Source organism: Nonomuraea sp. NPDC001636 (genome assembly GCF_040298265.1).
In the GTDB taxonomy this organism is placed as follows: domain Bacteria; phylum Actinomycetota; class Actinomycetes; order Streptosporangiales; family Streptosporangiaceae; genus Nonomuraea.
On record NZ_JBEOZT010000010.1, the window covers coordinates 179,833 to 194,565 of the forward strand.

16 protein-coding genes are annotated in these 14,733 nt (G+C 70.9%); 8 read left to right on the forward strand and 8 right to left on the reverse strand.

All coding sequences use genetic code 11. The annotated features are described in order from the left end of the window. The first annotated feature begins 18 nt into the window (after positions 1 to 18). Positions 19 to 765 (forward strand): nucleotidyltransferase domain-containing protein, encoded by a 747-nt coding sequence (locus tag ABT158_RS21035; protein ID WP_352355673.1) that lies wholly within the window; start codon positions 19 to 21, stop codon positions 763 to 765. A 99-nt stretch (positions 766 to 864) separates the two neighbouring features. Beyond that, a complete protein-coding gene (locus ABT158_RS21040; RefSeq protein ID WP_352355675.1) occupies positions 865 to 1,503 on the forward strand; it encodes a maleylpyruvate isomerase N-terminal domain-containing protein in 639 nt (212 codons plus the stop codon). Between the two features lie 13 nt (positions 1,504 to 1,516). On the opposite strand, the gene ABT158_RS21045 is transcribed toward ABT158_RS21040, so the two are convergent. Next, entirely contained in the window at positions 1,517 to 2,086 is a 570-nt protein-coding gene (locus ABT158_RS21045; protein ID WP_352355677.1) for a TetR/AcrR family transcriptional regulator, read from the reverse strand. 73 nt (positions 2,087 to 2,159) lie between these two features. Here ABT158_RS21045 and ABT158_RS21050 point away from each other — a divergent pair, with 73 nt between their 5' ends. After that, the gene (locus tag ABT158_RS21050) at positions 2,160 to 3,335 is read left to right on the forward strand and encodes an FAD-dependent monooxygenase (RefSeq protein ID WP_352355679.1); all 1,176 of its coding nucleotides are present in this window, start codon (positions 2,160 to 2,162) and stop codon (positions 3,333 to 3,335) included. 60 nt (positions 3,336 to 3,395) lie between these two features. Then, on the forward strand, positions 3,396 to 4,220 hold the full coding sequence (locus ABT158_RS21055; protein WP_352355681.1) for an NmrA family NAD(P)-binding protein: 825 nt from the start codon (positions 3,396 to 3,398) through the stop codon (positions 4,218 to 4,220). Between the two features lies 1 nt (position 4,221). On the opposite strand, the gene ABT158_RS21060 is transcribed toward ABT158_RS21055, so the two are convergent. Genes ABT158_RS21060 through ABT158_RS21080 form a run of 5 tightly spaced genes read right to left on the reverse strand, consistent with a single transcriptional unit; the run spans position 4,222 to position 9,950 of the window. Further along, positions 4,222 to 5,226 carry an ABC transporter ATP-binding protein gene (locus ABT158_RS21060; RefSeq protein ID WP_352355683.1) on the reverse strand — a complete coding sequence of 335 codons (1,005 nt, stop codon included), beginning with the start codon at positions 5,224 to 5,226 and terminating at the stop codon, positions 4,222 to 4,224. Further along, positions 5,223 to 6,203 carry an ABC transporter ATP-binding protein gene (locus ABT158_RS21065; RefSeq protein ID WP_352355685.1) on the reverse strand — a complete coding sequence of 327 codons (981 nt, stop codon included), beginning with the start codon at positions 6,201 to 6,203 and terminating at the stop codon, positions 5,223 to 5,225. Before ABT158_RS21065 ends, ABT158_RS21060 begins: the two co-directional genes overlap by 4 nt. After that, entirely contained in the window at positions 6,200 to 7,081 is an 882-nt protein-coding gene (locus tag ABT158_RS21070; protein WP_352355687.1) for an ABC transporter permease, read from the reverse strand. The genes ABT158_RS21065 and ABT158_RS21070 overlap by 4 nt, the downstream gene beginning before the upstream one ends. Next, the gene (locus ABT158_RS21075; protein WP_352355689.1) at positions 7,078 to 8,133 is read right to left on the reverse strand and encodes an ABC transporter permease; all 1,056 of its coding nucleotides are present in this window, start codon (positions 8,131 to 8,133) and stop codon (positions 7,078 to 7,080) included. The genes ABT158_RS21070 and ABT158_RS21075 overlap by 4 nt, the downstream gene beginning before the upstream one ends. After that, positions 8,130 to 9,950 carry an ABC transporter substrate-binding protein gene (locus tag ABT158_RS21080; protein WP_352355691.1) on the reverse strand — a complete coding sequence of 607 codons (1,821 nt, stop codon included), beginning with the start codon at positions 9,948 to 9,950 and terminating at the stop codon, positions 8,130 to 8,132. Before ABT158_RS21080 ends, ABT158_RS21075 begins: the two co-directional genes overlap by 4 nt. A 146-nt stretch (positions 9,951 to 10,096) precedes the next feature. Between ABT158_RS21080 and ABT158_RS21085 the strand changes: the two genes are divergently transcribed. Then, on the forward strand, positions 10,097 to 10,447 hold the full coding sequence (locus ABT158_RS21085) for a ribosomal maturation YjgA family protein (protein WP_352355693.1): 351 nt from the start codon (positions 10,097 to 10,099) through the stop codon (positions 10,445 to 10,447). A 4-nt stretch (positions 10,448 to 10,451) separates the two neighbouring features. Here the strand turns inward: ABT158_RS21085 and ABT158_RS21090 are convergent, their stop codons facing one another. After that, a complete protein-coding gene (locus ABT158_RS21090; RefSeq protein WP_352355695.1) occupies positions 10,452 to 10,712 on the reverse strand; it encodes a heavy-metal-associated domain-containing protein in 261 nt (86 codons plus the stop codon). Between the two features lie 110 nt (positions 10,713 to 10,822). On the opposite strand from ABT158_RS21090, the gene ABT158_RS21095 reads away from it, so the two are divergent. Further along, positions 10,823 to 11,368 carry a type 1 glutamine amidotransferase domain-containing protein gene (locus ABT158_RS21095; protein WP_352355697.1) on the forward strand — a complete coding sequence of 182 codons (546 nt, stop codon included), beginning with the start codon at positions 10,823 to 10,825 and terminating at the stop codon, positions 11,366 to 11,368. A 90-nt stretch (positions 11,369 to 11,458) separates the two neighbouring features. On the opposite strand, the gene ABT158_RS21100 is transcribed toward ABT158_RS21095, so the two are convergent. Then, positions 11,459 to 12,013 (reverse strand): TetR/AcrR family transcriptional regulator, encoded by a 555-nt coding sequence (locus ABT158_RS21100; RefSeq protein WP_352355866.1) that lies wholly within the window; start codon positions 12,011 to 12,013, stop codon positions 11,459 to 11,461. Between the two features lie 92 nt (positions 12,014 to 12,105). Here ABT158_RS21100 and ABT158_RS21105 point away from each other — a divergent pair, with 92 nt between their 5' ends. Together ABT158_RS21105 and ABT158_RS21110 are read left to right on the forward strand one after the other, a co-directional pair. Continuing rightward, positions 12,106 to 13,020 carry a zinc-binding dehydrogenase gene (locus ABT158_RS21105; RefSeq protein ID WP_352355699.1) on the forward strand — a complete coding sequence of 305 codons (915 nt, stop codon included), beginning with the start codon at positions 12,106 to 12,108 and terminating at the stop codon, positions 13,018 to 13,020. Between the two features lie 97 nt (positions 13,021 to 13,117). Further along, positions 13,118 to 14,647, forward strand: a complete 1,530-nt coding sequence (locus tag ABT158_RS21110; RefSeq protein WP_352355701.1) for an amino acid permease — start codon at positions 13,118 to 13,120, stop codon at positions 14,645 to 14,647. Positions 14,648 to 14,733 lie beyond the last annotated feature (86 nt).

Genomic DNA, 14,733 nt, shown 5'->3' on the forward strand with positions numbered 1-14,733 from the left:
TGGATCATAGTGGACATCATGCATGCGGCCACAGACGTCCTGCTCCGGCGGTTCCGAGACGGTGTGGGCGAGGTCGTGCCCCTGGTGTCGCTGTGGGCGCACGGCTCGCTGGGCGCCGGCGACTACCAGCCGGGGCGCAGCGACCTCGACCTGATCGCGGTGGTGGAGACACCGGTCACGATGGAGCAGTGGCGCCGGATCAAGGGGTTGCACCGCGGGCTCGGCCTGCCGCTCGCCGACCTCCTCCACTGCTCCTACCTGCCGCTGGAGGAGCTGGCCGACCCGCGGGTCGAGCACGTGACGTGGGCCCACGAGCAGATCTTCCGCCGTCCGGTGACCGCGGTGACCCGCCGCGAGCTGCACACGGCCCCGCTCGTGCTGCACGGGCCGCCGCCCGCCGAACTCCTGCCGGCCGTCTCCGACGCCGTGCTGGCCGACTTCGTCCGCACGGACCTGCGCGAGTTCTGGCTGGACAAGACCAGGGGGCGGCGGCGCTGGCTGCGGGACGTCTGGGTGGACCTCGGCGTGCTGACCGTCGCCAGGGCCTCGGTCACGCTGCGGGAGGGCCGGTTGATCACCAAGCGGGAGGCCCTGGACGTGCTGGCCGGGATGGGCGCGCCGGAGGCCGTCCTGGCCGACGTGCACGCCCGCCGGTACGGCACGCCGCGCCCGGTGCTGAGCCGCTTCAGAAGGGGCAGGCTGACCCGCGCCTTCGTCCGGTCGGCCATCGGGAAGGTGCTGGCGGAGGGCCCCGGCCAGACCTGAGCCCGCCCCGTCTCAGTGGGCAGGACGGCGGCCCTCCGCGGATCGCCGAGGGATAGTCTTGGCCCCGAGTTACCACCTGAACCGGGGGAAGGGCGGCATATGGGGGAGATCAGGCAGTCCTATCTGGTGGCCGCGGCGTCGGCGATGTCGCTGCTGCGTGACCCGGCCGTGCGGGCGGCGTGGGACAAGCCCAGCGCGCTGACCGAGTTCAGCGTCGCGGGCCTGGCCGGGCACCTGGCCCACCAGATCGTCAGGGCCGTCGACGTGCTCGACTCCGGCGAGGAGCCCGGGGCGCCGATCCCGCTCATCGAGCACTACACGAGGTCGCCGTGGGTGCAGGCCGGCCTCGACCACGAGAGCAACGTCAGCGTCCGGGTGGGCGGCCAGGCGGCCGCCGCGGACGGGCACGCCGCGCTCGTCGAGCGCACGCAGGCGCTGCTGGACCGGCTGCTGGCCGAGCTGCCCGCCGAGCCGGCGGACCGGGTCGTGCGGCTGCCGTGGACCGGCTGGTCGCTGCGGCTCGACGACTTCCTGCTCACCAGGGTGATGGAGCTGGTCGTGCACTCCGACGACCTGGCCGCCAGCGTGGGCGTCGAGACGCCGGAGCTGCCGCCGTCGATCAACGAGCCGGTCGTGGAGCTGCTGGCCCGCCTGGCGGTGCACCGGCACGGCGCGACCGCCGTCATCCGCACCCTCAGCAGGGCCGAACGCGCCCCCGCCACGATAAGCGCCTTCTAGCCCCCGATCCCTTTCAGGAGCCGCCCACCAGGCGCAGGGCCTCGGCCACCTCGCGCCCGGACAACGCGCTGTCCGGGTCGAGCAGCCACTGCGCCAGGAACCCCGTCAGCATGGCCTGGTACAACGAGCCCACCAGCCGGGCCCGTTCGGGGTCCGTCTCCGCCCGCACGTCGTGGAACAGCTCGGCGAGCCCCAGCCGCGCGCCCTTGAGCGCGGGGACGAGCTGCTCGCGCAGCTCCGGCACGTGATCGATCTGCCCGAGCAGCTCAAGCTGGGTGATCCAGAGCGGCCGCAGCCGGTCGAACGACTCCACCACCCGGTCCCACGCCGCCTCGAACCGCGCCAGCGGTGAGGCGCCCTCTTCGATGTCGGCGACGAGCGTCCGCGCCAGGTCGTCGCCCCATTCCTGCATCACCTCGAACAGCGCCTCGTTCATCAGCGCGTCCTTGGACTTGAAGTGGTAGCCGATGCCCGCGAGGCTCACGCCCGACGCGGTCGCGATGTCGCGCGCGGTGGTACGCGAGTAGCCCTTCTCGATCAGGCAACGCTTCGCCCCGGCCAGCAGGTCTTCCCTGTTTCCCATGCCCAGACGTTAACACGAACGTCTGAAAACATCGTCCTAGACAAGCGTCTGAGACAGCTGTACTGTTCTCGGCATGAAGAACGTCCTGATCTCCGGCGCGAGCATCGCCGGCACCTCGCTGGCCTACTGGCTGCGCCGCCACGGCTGCACCGTCACCGTCGTCGAGCGCGCTCCGGCCGTCCGCACCGGCGGCTACAAGGTCGACATCCGCGGCGCCGCCCTCGACGTGATCGGGCGCATGGGCCTGCTGGACGCGGTCACCGCCCGCAGCACCGGCATGCGCGTCGCCACCCACTACGACCGCAAGGGCCGCCGGGTGGCCACCATGGACGCCGACCTGTTCGGCGGGCGCGCCGGCGACGACGTCGAGATCATGCGCGGCGACCTCAACGAGCTCCTGTACGACCTCACCCGCGACGACGCCGAATACCTCTTCGGCGACTCCGTCACCGCCGTCTCCGACGACGGCCTGGTCACCTTCGAGCACGCCGCGCCCCGCCGGTTCGACCTGATCGTCGGCGCGGACGGCATGCGCTCCAACATCCGCAGGATCGTGTTCGGGGAGGACGCCCGGTTCGTCCGCGACCTGGGCTACTACGTCTCGATCTCCACCGTCCCCAACACCCTGGGCCTGGACCGCGAGGAGGCCGTGCACGCCGCCCCCGGCCGCACCGCCAACGTCTACAGCACCCGCCAGGACGACGCCGCCAAGGCGCTGTTCATGTGGGCCTCCCAGCCGCTGTCCTACGACCACCGCGACACCGGCCGCCAGAAGGACCTGCTGGCCGAGGCCATGGCGGGGGTCGAGTGGGAGGTGCCGGCGCTGCTCGGCGCGGTGCGCGAGGCCGACGACTTCTACTTCGACTCGGTCAGCCAGGTGCACATGGACAGCTGGTCGAAGGGCCGGGTCGTGCTGCTCGGGGACGCCGCCTACTGCGCCTCGCCGGCCTCCGGACAGGGCACGAGCCTGGCGATCGTGGGCGCGTACGTGCTGGCGGGCGAGCTGGCCGGGGGCGGCGGCGCGGCGGGCTACGAGCGGGAGATGCGGGAGTTCGTCCGGGTCAACCAGGAGCTCGGCCCGGTGAACGTCAGGGGCATGGTGATCGGCTCACGGCTGGCGCTGTGGTTCCAGCTCAGGATGCTCAGGCTGCTGCCGTACCTGCCGGGCAAGGAGAAGGTCGTCGAGCGGATCGCCGGGGCGATCCACCGGGCGGCCGTGGCGATCCGGCTCAAGAACTATTCGGAATGAAGTGTTCCGTTCTGCTATAGTAAGAGCAGAACGTTCCGTTCCGAAAGAAGTGGGGTTCACATGACCATCCTCGTCACCGGTGCCACCGGGACCGTCGGCCGCCTCGTCGTCGAGGAGCTCCTCCAGGCCGGCCAGAAGGTCCGCGCACTGACCAGGAACCCCGCCAAGGCCGCCCTTCCCGAGGGCGTCGAGGTCGTCGGCGGCGATCTCGCCGAGCCGGCCTCCCTGGCCGCCGCCTTCGAGGGCGTCACGGGGGTGCACTTCATCAACTTCGCCGGCGACGACTACGCCCCGCTGCCCGACGGCGCCGGGCTCGCCGAGCTGGCCGTCAAGGCGGGCGTGCGCCGGGTCACCGTGCTCGGCGGCCGCGAGGACGGCGAGCTGGAGCAGGCGCTCGCCGCCACCGACCTGGAGTGGACGCTGCTCCACCCGGTCGAGTTCATGGCCAACACGCTCCAGTGGTGGGCGCACACGATCAGGACGGAAGGCGTCATCAAGGAGCCGTTCGGCGACCGGCTGAGCGCCCTGGTGCACGAGCGGGACATCGCCGCGGTGGCCGCGAAGGTCCTGACCGAGGGCGGCCACGGCGGCCGCACGTACGTGCTGACCGGCCCCCGCGCGATCACCCTGCGGGAGAAGGTCGCCGTCCTGGCCGAGGCCGTCGGCCGGGACGTCGGCTTCGTCGAGCTCACCGTGGACGAGGCGCGGGCCAAGTGGCGCGCCGACGGCATGGGCGAGCAGACCATCGAGTTCCTGGTCGGCGCGCTGGGCAACACGCCGGAGGTCGGCTACACGGTCGTCCCGACCGTCCGGGAGATCACCGGCCGGGACGCGCGTGACTTCGCCGAGTGGGCGCGCGAGCACGCCGACGCGTTCCGCGGGTGAGCTACCCGGTGACCGCCGCGTAGTGGCAGGCGGCCTGGGCGTCGGGGACCGCGGGCAGGATGCTCAGCGCCTGCGACCGGCAGGCCGCGTCCACGCCCGCCTCCGCCGCGCGGCCGGAGGCCAGCACATGGCAGCGGGGGTGGAACCGGCAGCCACCCGGCACCCTGGTCGGGTCCGGCGGCTCGCCGGACAGCACGATCCGCTCGGGCGACTCCGGCAACACCGACATCAGCGCCTGCGTGTACGGATGCCGCGGCGCCGTCAGCACCTGCTCCACCGGCCCCGACTCGACGATCCGCCCCAGGTACATGACCGCGACCCGGTCGGCGATGTTCCAGGCCAGGCCGAGGTCGTGGGTGACGACCAGGGCCGACAGGCCGAGGTCGGTCTTGAGCTTGAGCATCAGCGCCAGGATCTCGCCGCGCACGGAGGCGTCGAGCGAGGCCACGGGCTCGTCGGCGATCAGCACCTTCGGGTCGAGGGCGAGCGCGCCGGCGATCACCACGCGCTGCCGCTGCCCGCCGGACAGCTCGTGCGGGTAGCGCAGGAAGAACCGCTCGGGCGGTCGCAGCCCGGCCCTGGACAGGGCCGAGGCCACGATCTCCTCCTCGTCGGGCAGGCCGTGGATGCGCGGCCCCTCGGCGACCGCCTCGTAGACGGTCTGGCGGGGGTTGAGCGAGCCCATCGGGTCCTGCAGGACGAGCTGGACCTGGCGGCGGTAGGACCGGAGCGCCCTGGAGCCGTAGTTCAGCGCGTTGCCGTCGTAGCGGACCTCGCCGGACGTGGGCCGTTCCAGGCCGAGCAGCGTGCGGGCCAGCGTGGTCTTGCCGCAGCCCGACTCGCCGACCAGGGCCACGATCTCGCCCTGGCCGATCGCCAGGTTGACGCCGTCGACGGCGCGGGCCTTGCGGCCCCGCGAGGAGAACGCGACGTGCAGGTCACGGGCCTCCAGCAGCGCGCCCTTGCCCGTCGAGACGGTCTCGGCCGCGGTCTGCGTCTCGGTCATGAAGCCTCGACCTCCTCCTTGGAGCGTACGTGCACGCAGGCCGCGGCGTGGCGGGGACCGGCGGGCCACAGCTCGACGTCGAGGCCCGCGCATTCGTCCAGCGCGACCGGGCAGCGCGGGTGGAACGCGCAGCCGGTCGGGAGCTGCATCGGGTCCGGCGGGTCGCCGCCGAGCCCCTTGGGGGCCAGCCGCGAGACCGGGTCGCCCACGGTGGGGAACGCGGCCGCCAGCGCCCGGCTGTAGGGGTGGCGGGCGTCGTGGAACACCTCGCGGGAAGGTCCGTGCTCGACCACCCGGCCGGCGTACATGACCGCGAGCTGGTCGCAGACGTCGGCCAGGACCGACAGGTCGTGCGAGATCATGATCAGGGAGATGCCGTGCTCGGCGATCAGCTCCTTGATCAGCGTCAGGACCTGCGCCTGGACCATCACGTCGAGCGCGGTGGTCGGCTCGTCGGCGATGATCAGGCGGGGCGAGCAGGCCAGCGCCATCGCGATCATCACGCGCTGCCGCTGACCGCCGGACAGCTCGTGCGGGTAGCTGCGGGCCCGCCAGGCGGGCAGGCCGACCTGTTCCAGCAGCTCGCCGACGCGCTTGCGGGCGCCGTCCGGCTTGGCCAGGCCGTGCACGAGCAGCGGCTCGGCGATCTGCTCGCCGATCCGGCGCACGGGGTTGAGTCCGTGCTGCGCGCCCTGGAACACGATCGAGGCCTCGGCCCAGCGCACGGCCCGCATGCGTCCCCACTTCATGGTGAGGACGTCGTCGCCGTCGAGCAGGATCCGGCCGCCGACGCGCGTGCTCTTGGGCAGGAGCCTGAGCAGCGCCATGGCCAGCGTCGACTTGCCGGATCCCGACTCACCGGCGACGCCGAGCGCCGCGCCGGAGTCGAGGGTCAGCGACACGCCGCGCACCGCGGGCACCTCGCCCGACGCGATGCGGTAGGTCACCGACAGGTCGTCCAGTTCGAGGAGACTCATGCCGCCCTCCTGAGCCTTGGGTTCAGCACGGCCTCCAGCGCCCGTCCGACGAGGGTGAACGCCATGACGACCACGAGGATGGCCAGACCGGGGAGGATGATGTACCACCACGCGCCCTCGTTGGCCGCGCCGTAGTCGTAGGAGCCGCGCAGCATGGTGCCCCACGACGTCTTGTTCGCGCTGGCGCCGAGGAAGGCGAGCGTGGACTCGGTGACGATCGCGCTGGCCACCTCCAGCGTCGTGCTGGCCAGCAGCAGCGGCGCCACGTTGGGCAGCACGTGCCGGGTGGTGATGTGCCAGTGGCCGCCGCCGAGCGCCTTGGAGCGTTCGATGTAGGGCCGGGCCTCGACGGCGAAGGTCTGCGCCCGGATCAGCCGGGCCGTGGACGGCCAGGTGGTGACCCCGATCGCCATGATGATGGTGAACGTGCTGCCGCCCAGGATGGCCGCCAGCACCAGCGCGGTCACCAGCGAGGGCAGCACCAGGAACCAGTCGGTGACCCGCATCAGCGCGCCGCCGAGCCAGCCGCCGAAGTGCCCGGCGGCGATGCCGATGACCATGCCGATCACGATGCTGAGCAGCGCGGCGAGGAAGCCGATGAGCAGCGAGGCGCGCGAGCCCCACCAGATCATCAGCAGGATCGACCGGCCCGACTCGTCGGTGCCGAACGGGAAGGCCAGGCTGGGCGCGTCGAACTCGTCGCCGGGGGCGTCGATGACGCTCGTCACGCCCTCGTCGATGAACAGCGGCGCGACCAGCGCGAGCACCACGGCCACCAGCAGGACGACCATCCCGGCCACCCCGGCGCGGTGCCTGCGGAAGTCGGTCCAGAAGTTGGTCAGCGCCTGCCGCCTGCGCGTGGCAGCGACACTCGTCATGCCGACCTCACCCTCGGGTCGAGAACGTGGTAGAGCACGTCGGCCAGCGTGTTCATGAGGATCACGGCCACGGTGATGAGCATGAACGTGCCCTGCATGAGCGTGAAGTCGGGGACCCGGACGGCTCGGTAGAACAGCTGTCCGAGGCCCGGCCAGGTGTAGATCGTCTCCACGGTGACCGCGCCGCCGACCACGAAGCCGATGCGCATGAAGACCAGCGTCACCGTGGGCAGCAGGGCGTTGGGCACCGCGTGGCGGCGGCGTACCTCGTCGTCGCGCAGGCCCTTGGCACGTGCCACGGTGACGTAGTCCTGGCTGACCTCCTCCAGCAGCGACGACCGCATGACCAGCAGGTACTGGGCGTAGATCACCGCCACCAGGGTCAGGCACGGCAGCACCATGTGCGAGGCCACGTCGAGCAGGTACGCGAACCCGTCGGGCGCGTCGACGCTCTCGATGCCGCGGAAGGGGAAGATGCCGGGGATCGGGCCGATGCCCACGCCCAGCACCATCATCAGCAGCAGGCCGAGCCAGAACGTCGGCACCGACCACAACACCAGCGACAGACCGGTGGAGAAGCGGTCGAACCGGCTCCCCCGCTGCCATCCGGCCCTGGTGCCCTGCCAGATGCCCAGGCTGACCGCGATGACCAGTCCGGTCCCGGCCAGCAGCAGCGTCGGGCCGATGCGCTCGCCGATGAGGTCGAGCACCGGCCGCTTGTACTCGTACGACGTGCCCAGGTCGAGCCTGAGCGTCTTGCCGACGAAGTCGAAGAACTGGTCGAGCACCGGCTTGTCGAGACCGAGCCGGTGACGTTCCATGTCGAGCTGCGCCGGGGTCATGTTGCGGCCCTGAGCCAGGTTCCGCACCGGATCGCCGGGCAGCATGCGGAAGACGAAGAACGTCCCGACGATCACCGCGGCGATGCTGAACAGCGCCCCGCCGGCCTTCGACAACGCGTATTTCAGCGTGCCGCGGCGGGCGGGGCTGTCCTCACCAGGGCCCGCCGCCTGGACGGCGGCGGGCTCTGCTGCTTCGAGCGGTGTGGTCATTCGCGCTCGTCCGCGACGCTCTTGCGCCGCCTGGTCAGGAAGAAGGCCACGAGACCGATGACCACCACGCCGCCGACCACGCCGACGATGAGACCGGTGTTGGAGCCGGAGCCGCCGTCGGAGGCCGAGCCGCCGGCCGCGGTCGCCTTGACGTCGGCCGTGTAGAACGGCCAGTAGCCGCTGCCGCCGTACAGCAGACCCTTGTCCTCGGGGATCGGGGTGATGCTGGTGATCCGGTCCTTGCGGTAACCCTCGAGGTCGTTGGTGTAGTAGATCGCGATCACGGGGGCGTCGGTGTAGAGCCGCTGCTCCATCTGCTTGATGAGCTCGGCGCGCTTGGGCCGGTCGAGCTCCTTGAGCTGCTCCTGGTAGAGCTTCTCGAAGGTCGGGTCGCAGTAGAACGACTCGGTGCCGCCGCCCTCGCCGCCCGGCGCGGGCCTGCGGCTGCACAGGTGGGTGGCCAGGACCTCCTCGGGGTCGGGGTTGACCGACCAGCCGCTGATCGCGATGTCGAACAGCGCCGTGACGCCGGTCTCCTCGGTGAACTTGCTGGAGTCGAGCTTCTGGGTGGTCAGCGTGATGCCGATCTCCTTCCAGAAGCCGGTCAGGTACTCGGCGAGCTTGTCCTCGATCGGCGTGTCGGTGTGGATGCTGAAGCGGAACTCCAGCTTGCGCTTGCCGTCGGGCATCGTCCGGACGCCGTCGGCGCCCTTCTTGTAGCCGGCGTCGTCGAGGATCTTGTTCGCCTTGGCCACGTCGTAGGTGACCTTCTCGTCACCCGTGGCCTCCCAGAAGAAGTCCTTGTACATGGGCGGGATGATCGAGCCGTCGGCCGGCTTGGCCAGACCGCCCTGCACCTCGTCGACCAGCTTCTGCTTGTCGATGGCGAAGTGCAGCGCCTGACGCACCTTCGGGTCCTTCAGCGCCGGGTGGCCGTCGCCGATGGGCTTGTTGTCGGTGGTCGTGGCGCCGTGGTTGATCTGCAGGTACGACGCCCGCCGGCCCTGGGTGTTCCACGCCTCGATGTTCGGGTCGTTCTCGATGGCCTGGAACTCCGGCGGCGTCATGCGGCCGAGCAGGTCGATGTCGCCCTTCTTGAGCCCGGCGATGGCGGCCTGCGGGTTGTCGTAGAAGATGAACTGGAGTTCGTCGATCTTCGGCTTGCCCCGCCAGTAGTTGGGGTTGGCCTGCAGCTTGACGTACTGGTCCTTCTTGTGCTCGACCGCGATGAACGGGCCGCTGCCCACGGTCGGGTACGTGTCCCCCTCGTAGTTGGCCATGTCGGTGACCTTCTCCCACACATGCTTGGGCATGATCGGGACCGGGTTCTCCAACATGGACGCCTGCGGGGCCTTGGTCTTGATGATCAAGTCCTGGCCGTTGGCGGTGACACTCTCGAAGTTCTCGACGGCGGGGCCGTTGGCCGTCTTGGCCGCCTCGTCCGTCATCATCTTGTTGAACGTCCAGGCGGCGTCCTCGGCCGTGACCGGCTGGCCGTCGGACCACTTGGTGTTACGGATCTTGAACGTCCAGGTGAGCCCGTCGTCGGACGTCGTCCACGACTCGGCGAGATCGGGGCTGGGCTGGAGCGTCTTGGAGTCAGGGACGGTGAGGAAGCCGTACATCGTGCGCTGGATCGCGGTGGAGACCAGCCGGACCGCCAGGAACGGGTTCATGTGGTCCATCGCCTGGGTGGCGCCGACGCGTAGGATCTTCTTCCCCGCCGCAGGTTCCTGGGCTTGGGCCGCCGTCGCGCCTTGGCCGGCCACTAACAGCGCTACGCCCAGCACAGCCAGGCGTGCGAACCATTTCCTCATGATGCCTCACCTTCAGGCGGGGGATTCCTGTGTAGATGAAGGCACACCATACGGAGACCGCGTGTCAACGAGTCGCGGAAAATTGTTTCATTCTCGTTTCCTTTTGCGGTGTAAATTTTCAGTAGGCTTGGCACTACCGTGATCGGGTGCCCCGCCTGCCCGTTCTCCTCGCCGCCGTCGCGACCGTGGTGGCCGGGCTCGGCGTCCGGCTGCTGTGGGACGGGCCCGTGCCCAAATACGCGGGTGACGCGCTCTACACCGTACTGATCTACGCGCTCGTCGTGCTGGCGCTGCCGCGGGTGCGGCCGTGGGTCGCCGCGGCGGGGTCGGGCGGGCTGAGCTGGGCGATCGAGTTCGCCCAGCTCGGTGAGATCCCGGCAGTCCTGCGGCCGCTGCTGGGCAGCACCTTCAACCCGCCCGACCTGCTCTGGTACGCCGTCGGCGCGGCCGCCGCGTGCGCCGCGCACACCCTGTGGGCCCGGCGCCGATCCCCCTGAGGGGTCAGTGGCAGCCGCCCGAGCCGCAGCACGACCCGGCCTGCGGCAGCAGGTCGCGGCCGCCGCCCAGCTCGTAGCCGGCCTCGACGACGGCCGACTCGATGACGGCCTGGTCGATCGGCGCGCTGCTGGTCACGACCATCTCCTTGGCCGCGAGGTCGACCTCGACCGCCTGGACCCCGTCGACCTTGCCGACCTCGGCCCGCACCGAGCTGACGCAGTGGCCACAGGTCATGCCCTCGACCTGGTACGCGGTGATCACCATGTTCGAACTCCTCTTCTCCCGGCTTCGCGGCTCACTATATACCCCCCAGGGGTAGCAAGCGCATACTTCCCCGGTGTCCGGATAGGGGAGGGGAAAACGAAGGGACAGTCATGTTGAACGGCAAGACCATCGCGTTCCTGGTCGCTCCCGAAGGGGTCGAGCAGGTCGAGCTCACCGAGCCGTGGCAGGCGGTCAAGCAGGCGGGCGGCACGCCCCGGCTCGTCTCGACGTCCTCCGGGAAGATCCAGGCGTTCAACCATCTGGACAAGGCCGACACCTTCGCCGTGGACGCCACGGTGGACGACGCCGACCCCGGCGACTTCGACGCCCTGCTGCTTCCCGGGGGCGTCGCCAACCCCGACTTCCTGCGCACGGTGCCGCAGGCGGTCCGGTTCGCGCGCGCCTTCTTCGACGCCGGCAAGCCGGTGGCCGCCATCTGCCACGCCCCCTGGACGCTGGTCGAGGCGGACGTCGTGCGCGGGCGCACGCTCACGTCCTGGCCGAGCCTGCGGACCGACCTGCGCAACGCCGGCGCGACCTGGAAGGACCAGGAGGTCGTGGTCTGCACGGACGGCCCGAACACCCTGGTCACCAGCCGCAAACCGGACGACCTCAAGGCCTTCTGCCAGGCCACCACGGACGCCTTCTCCGCCTAACCCGGCACAACGGCCCGAGGCCGGCCCGCGGTCGCGTCAGCTCGGCCCCGGTCCGGCCCGCGGCCGCCCCTCGGGGAGTCCTCGGTGGGCTCAGGCGCGCAGCAGGGCCTCGGCGACGCCGCGCACCGAGGCCCTGAGCCGGTCGGCGCCGCCCTCGGCCATCACGTGCCGGGCGAGGTCGGCGTCGAAGGAGGCCAGCAACGTGTGGGCGGCGAACTCGGCGTCGAGCCCCGGCGCCGCCGCCGCGACCAGCGCCGTCACGTGGGCGTGCCACCGCAGGTAGGTGGGGTCGCGGTATTTGTCGGCCGCGCAGGCCCGTTCGTGCGCGGCGAACAGCGCCAGGTTGCGCTCGGCCAGCCCGGCCAGCTCGTCCAGGAACGCGAGCAGCCGCTCCCGCGGCGGCGCCCCCGGCCCGAGCGGCGAGCCGGGCGACTCGATGGCCTCGGCCAGGGCGGCGGCGCGCTCGGCCAGCAGCTCCTGGAACAGGCCGGTCCTGCTGCCGAAGCGACGGAACACCGTGCCCTTGCCCACCCCGGCCGCCGCGGCCACCCGGTCGAGCGAGATGTGCTCGGCGCCGTGGGCGTCCAGGAGCTCTTCGGCGGCCCGCAGGATCGCCTCCCTGTTGCGGGTGGCGTCTGATCGCACCAAGGCTCCTCCTTGCAAGCGGACTGTCGGTCCCCATAGTATCCCGGCAACGAAGCGGACCGCCGGTCCGCATGTTTTCGGGAGGGTTTCGTATGCGCGCACTGGTGGTGGGCCCCGGGGCCGTGGGGCGGCTCGCCGACGTCCCCGAGCCCGTTCCGGGGGCCGGGCAGGCACTCGTCGAGGTGCGGCGGACGTCGGTCAACTTCAGCGAGCTGCGGCACATGGACCGCCTGCCGGAGGGCGTCGTGCTCGGCTACGACGCCGCCGGGGTGGTGCTGCGGCCCGCCGCCGACGGCACGGGCCCGGCCGAGGGAACGCGGGTGGCGGCGTTCGGGGCGGGGGCATGGGCCGAGCGGGCGGCGTTCGACACCGGCTCGCTCGCCGTGGTGCCCGACGGGGTGGACCTGGCGGTGGCCGCCGCCCTGCCGATGTCCGGCCTGTCCGCCCTGCGCTCACTACGCGCCGCCGGCGTCGCCCTCGGCTCGCGCGTGCTCGTGACGGGGGCGTCCGGCTCGGTCGGGACGCTGGCCGTGCAGCTCGCCAGGCTGGCCGGGGCCCACGTCGTCGCCTCGGTGAGCTCCCCCGACCGCGCCCGGACCTTCGGCCCGGACGTGGACGTCGTGACCGCCCTGGACGGCGTGGCCCCCTTGGACGTCGTGATCGAGGTGGTCGGCGGCCCGACCCTGGTGGCCGCCTGGGGCCTGCTCAAGCCGGGCGGCAACCTCCAGAGCATCGGCTGGGCCTCCGGGCAGCCGGCCGTCTTCCCGCCCGGCTCGACCTTCTCCCTCGGCCCCGCCCGCTCGATGAACTCCTTCGGCGACGTCAGCCCCCCGGGCCCCGACCTGGCCTTCCTGCTCGGCCTCGTGGCCGCGGGCGACCTGACCGTCGAGATCGGCCGCCGCGTGCCGTGGGACCGCCTGGACGAGGCCGCCGCGGCCCAGCTCGACCGCACGGTCACGGGCAAGGTCGTGCTCGACATCGGCCCGGCGGGACACGGTCTCTCCTGACCACGGCGAAACTCGTCTGTCACGCCTTGTCCCTGGGGAAGAAATGGTCTAGACCTAGACCAAACAGAGCGTCCTCCGCGCCCCCCAGGGAGACCTCATGTCACTCGAAGAGGATTCCAGGCGACTCGCCGAGCTCGGCTACAAGCAGGAGCTGGCCCGGACCTGGAGCGGCTTCTCCAACTTCGCGATCTCCTTCTCCATCATCTCGATCCTCGCCGGCTGCTTCACGACCTTCGGGCAGGCCTGGAACAACGGCGGCCCCATCGCCATCTCGTGGGGCTGGCCGCTGATCTCCGCGTTCATCCTGATCATCGGTTTCTGCATGTCGGAGCTGGTCTCGGCGTTCCCGACGGCGGGCGGCATCTACTGGTGGGCCGCCACCATGGGCAAGCCGATCCACGGCTGGTTCACCGGCTGGCTCAACCTGATCGGCCTCATCGCGGTCACCGCGTCGGTCGACTACGGCTGCGCCACGTTCCTCAACATCACGATCAGCCGCCTGACCGGCGGCGCGTGGGAGGGGACGCTCCCCCAGGCGTTCCTGCTGTTCGTGATCATCCTCATCCTGCACGCGCTCATCAACATCTTCAGCCACCGGCTCATCTCGCTGCTGCAGAACATCAGCGTGTGGTGGCACGTCGCGGGCGCGGTCGTCATCGTGGCGATCCTGGTGTTCGCGCCGTCCGAGCACCAGTCGCTCGGCTTCGTGTTCGGCGGCACGATCAACAACTCCGGCTTCGGCGACGGCGACGGCGGCGTGCCCTTCTGGCTGTACGTGCTCCCGCTCGGCTTTCTGCTCACCCAGTACACGATCACCGGGTTCGACGCCTGCGCCCACGTGTCGGAGGAGACGCAGGGCGCGGCCAGGACGGCCGCCCGCGGCCTGTGGCAGTCGATCTTCTACTCGGCGATCGGCGGCTGGATCCTGCTGCTGGCGTTCCTGTTCGCGGCGACCAACGTGGACGAGATCAACAAGCAGTCCGGCTTCGTCGGCGCCATCTTCGAGACCGCGCTCTCCTCCCCGCTGGCCACCGCGATCTTCGCGATCTCCACGATCGGCCAGTTCTTCTGCGGAATGAGCTGCGTGACCTCGATGTCGCGCATGACGTACGCGTTCTCGCGCGACGGCGCGGTGCCCGGCTGGCGGCTGTGGTCGACGGTGGACCGCAACCGCACCCCGGTCAACGCCATCCTGGCCGGCTGCCTCATCGCCGCCCTGATCACCCTGCCCGCCCTGTACGCCCCGGCCGGCTCGACGACCCCGGTCGCCTTCTACGCCGTCGTGTCGATCGCGGTCATCGGCCTCTACCTGGCGTTCCTCATCCCGATCTGGCTGCGCCTGCGCATGGGCGACGCCTTCCGTCCCGGCCCGTGGACGCTCGGCCGCAAGTACCGGGTGCTGGGCTGGATCGCCTGCGTCGAGATCGTCATCGTGTCGATCTACTTCGTCATGCCGTTCTCCCCGGCCGGCGTCCCGGGCAACAAGGACTTCACCTGGACGTCGGTCAACTACGCGCCGATCGCGGTCGGCGTCGTGCTGATCGGCATCTGGTTGTGGTGGAGCCTGTCGGCCAGGCACTGGTTCACCGGCCCGCGCCGCACGATCGACGAGGTGCCGATCTCCTGACCACCCCTGTGGGCGGGCACGGCCGATCCGGCCGTGCCCGCCTTTTTGCTGCTTGACACCCATTGGCTAAAGGGTTTAGCTTTAGG

Coding starts and splice junctions, on each gene's coding strand:
- ABT158_RS21035 (WP_352355673.1), top strand. CDS start 19: ATGCATGCGGCCACAGACGTCCTGCTCCGGCGGTTCCGAGACGGTGTG.
- ABT158_RS21040 (WP_352355675.1), top strand. CDS start 865: ATGGGGGAGATCAGGCAGTCCTATCTGGTGGCCGCGGCGTCGGCGATG.
- ABT158_RS21045 (WP_352355677.1), bottom strand. CDS start 2,086: ATGGGAAACAGGGAAGACCTGCTGGCCGGGGCGAAGCGTTGCCTGATC.
- ABT158_RS21050 (WP_352355679.1), top strand. CDS start 2,160: ATGAAGAACGTCCTGATCTCCGGCGCGAGCATCGCCGGCACCTCGCTG.
- ABT158_RS21055 (WP_352355681.1), top strand. CDS start 3,396: ATGACCATCCTCGTCACCGGTGCCACCGGGACCGTCGGCCGCCTCGTC.
- ABT158_RS21060 (WP_352355683.1), bottom strand. CDS start 5,226: ATGACCGAGACGCAGACCGCGGCCGAGACCGTCTCGACGGGCAAGGGC.
- ABT158_RS21065 (WP_352355685.1), bottom strand. CDS start 6,203: ATGAGTCTCCTCGAACTGGACGACCTGTCGGTGACCTACCGCATCGCG.
- ABT158_RS21070 (WP_352355687.1), bottom strand. CDS start 7,081: ATGACGAGTGTCGCTGCCACGCGCAGGCGGCAGGCGCTGACCAACTTC.
- ABT158_RS21075 (WP_352355689.1), bottom strand. CDS start 8,133: ATGACCACACCGCTCGAAGCAGCAGAGCCCGCCGCCGTCCAGGCGGCG.
- ABT158_RS21080 (WP_352355691.1), bottom strand. CDS start 9,950: ATGAGGAAATGGTTCGCACGCCTGGCTGTGCTGGGCGTAGCGCTGTTA.
- ABT158_RS21090 (WP_352355695.1), bottom strand. CDS start 10,712: ATGGTGATCACCGCGTACCAGGTCGAGGGCATGACCTGTGGCCACTGC.
- ABT158_RS21095 (WP_352355697.1), top strand. CDS start 10,823: ATGTTGAACGGCAAGACCATCGCGTTCCTGGTCGCTCCCGAAGGGGTC.
- ABT158_RS21105 (WP_352355699.1), top strand. CDS start 12,106: ATGCGCGCACTGGTGGTGGGCCCCGGGGCCGTGGGGCGGCTCGCCGAC.
- ABT158_RS21110 (WP_352355701.1), top strand. CDS start 13,118: ATGTCACTCGAAGAGGATTCCAGGCGACTCGCCGAGCTCGGCTACAAG.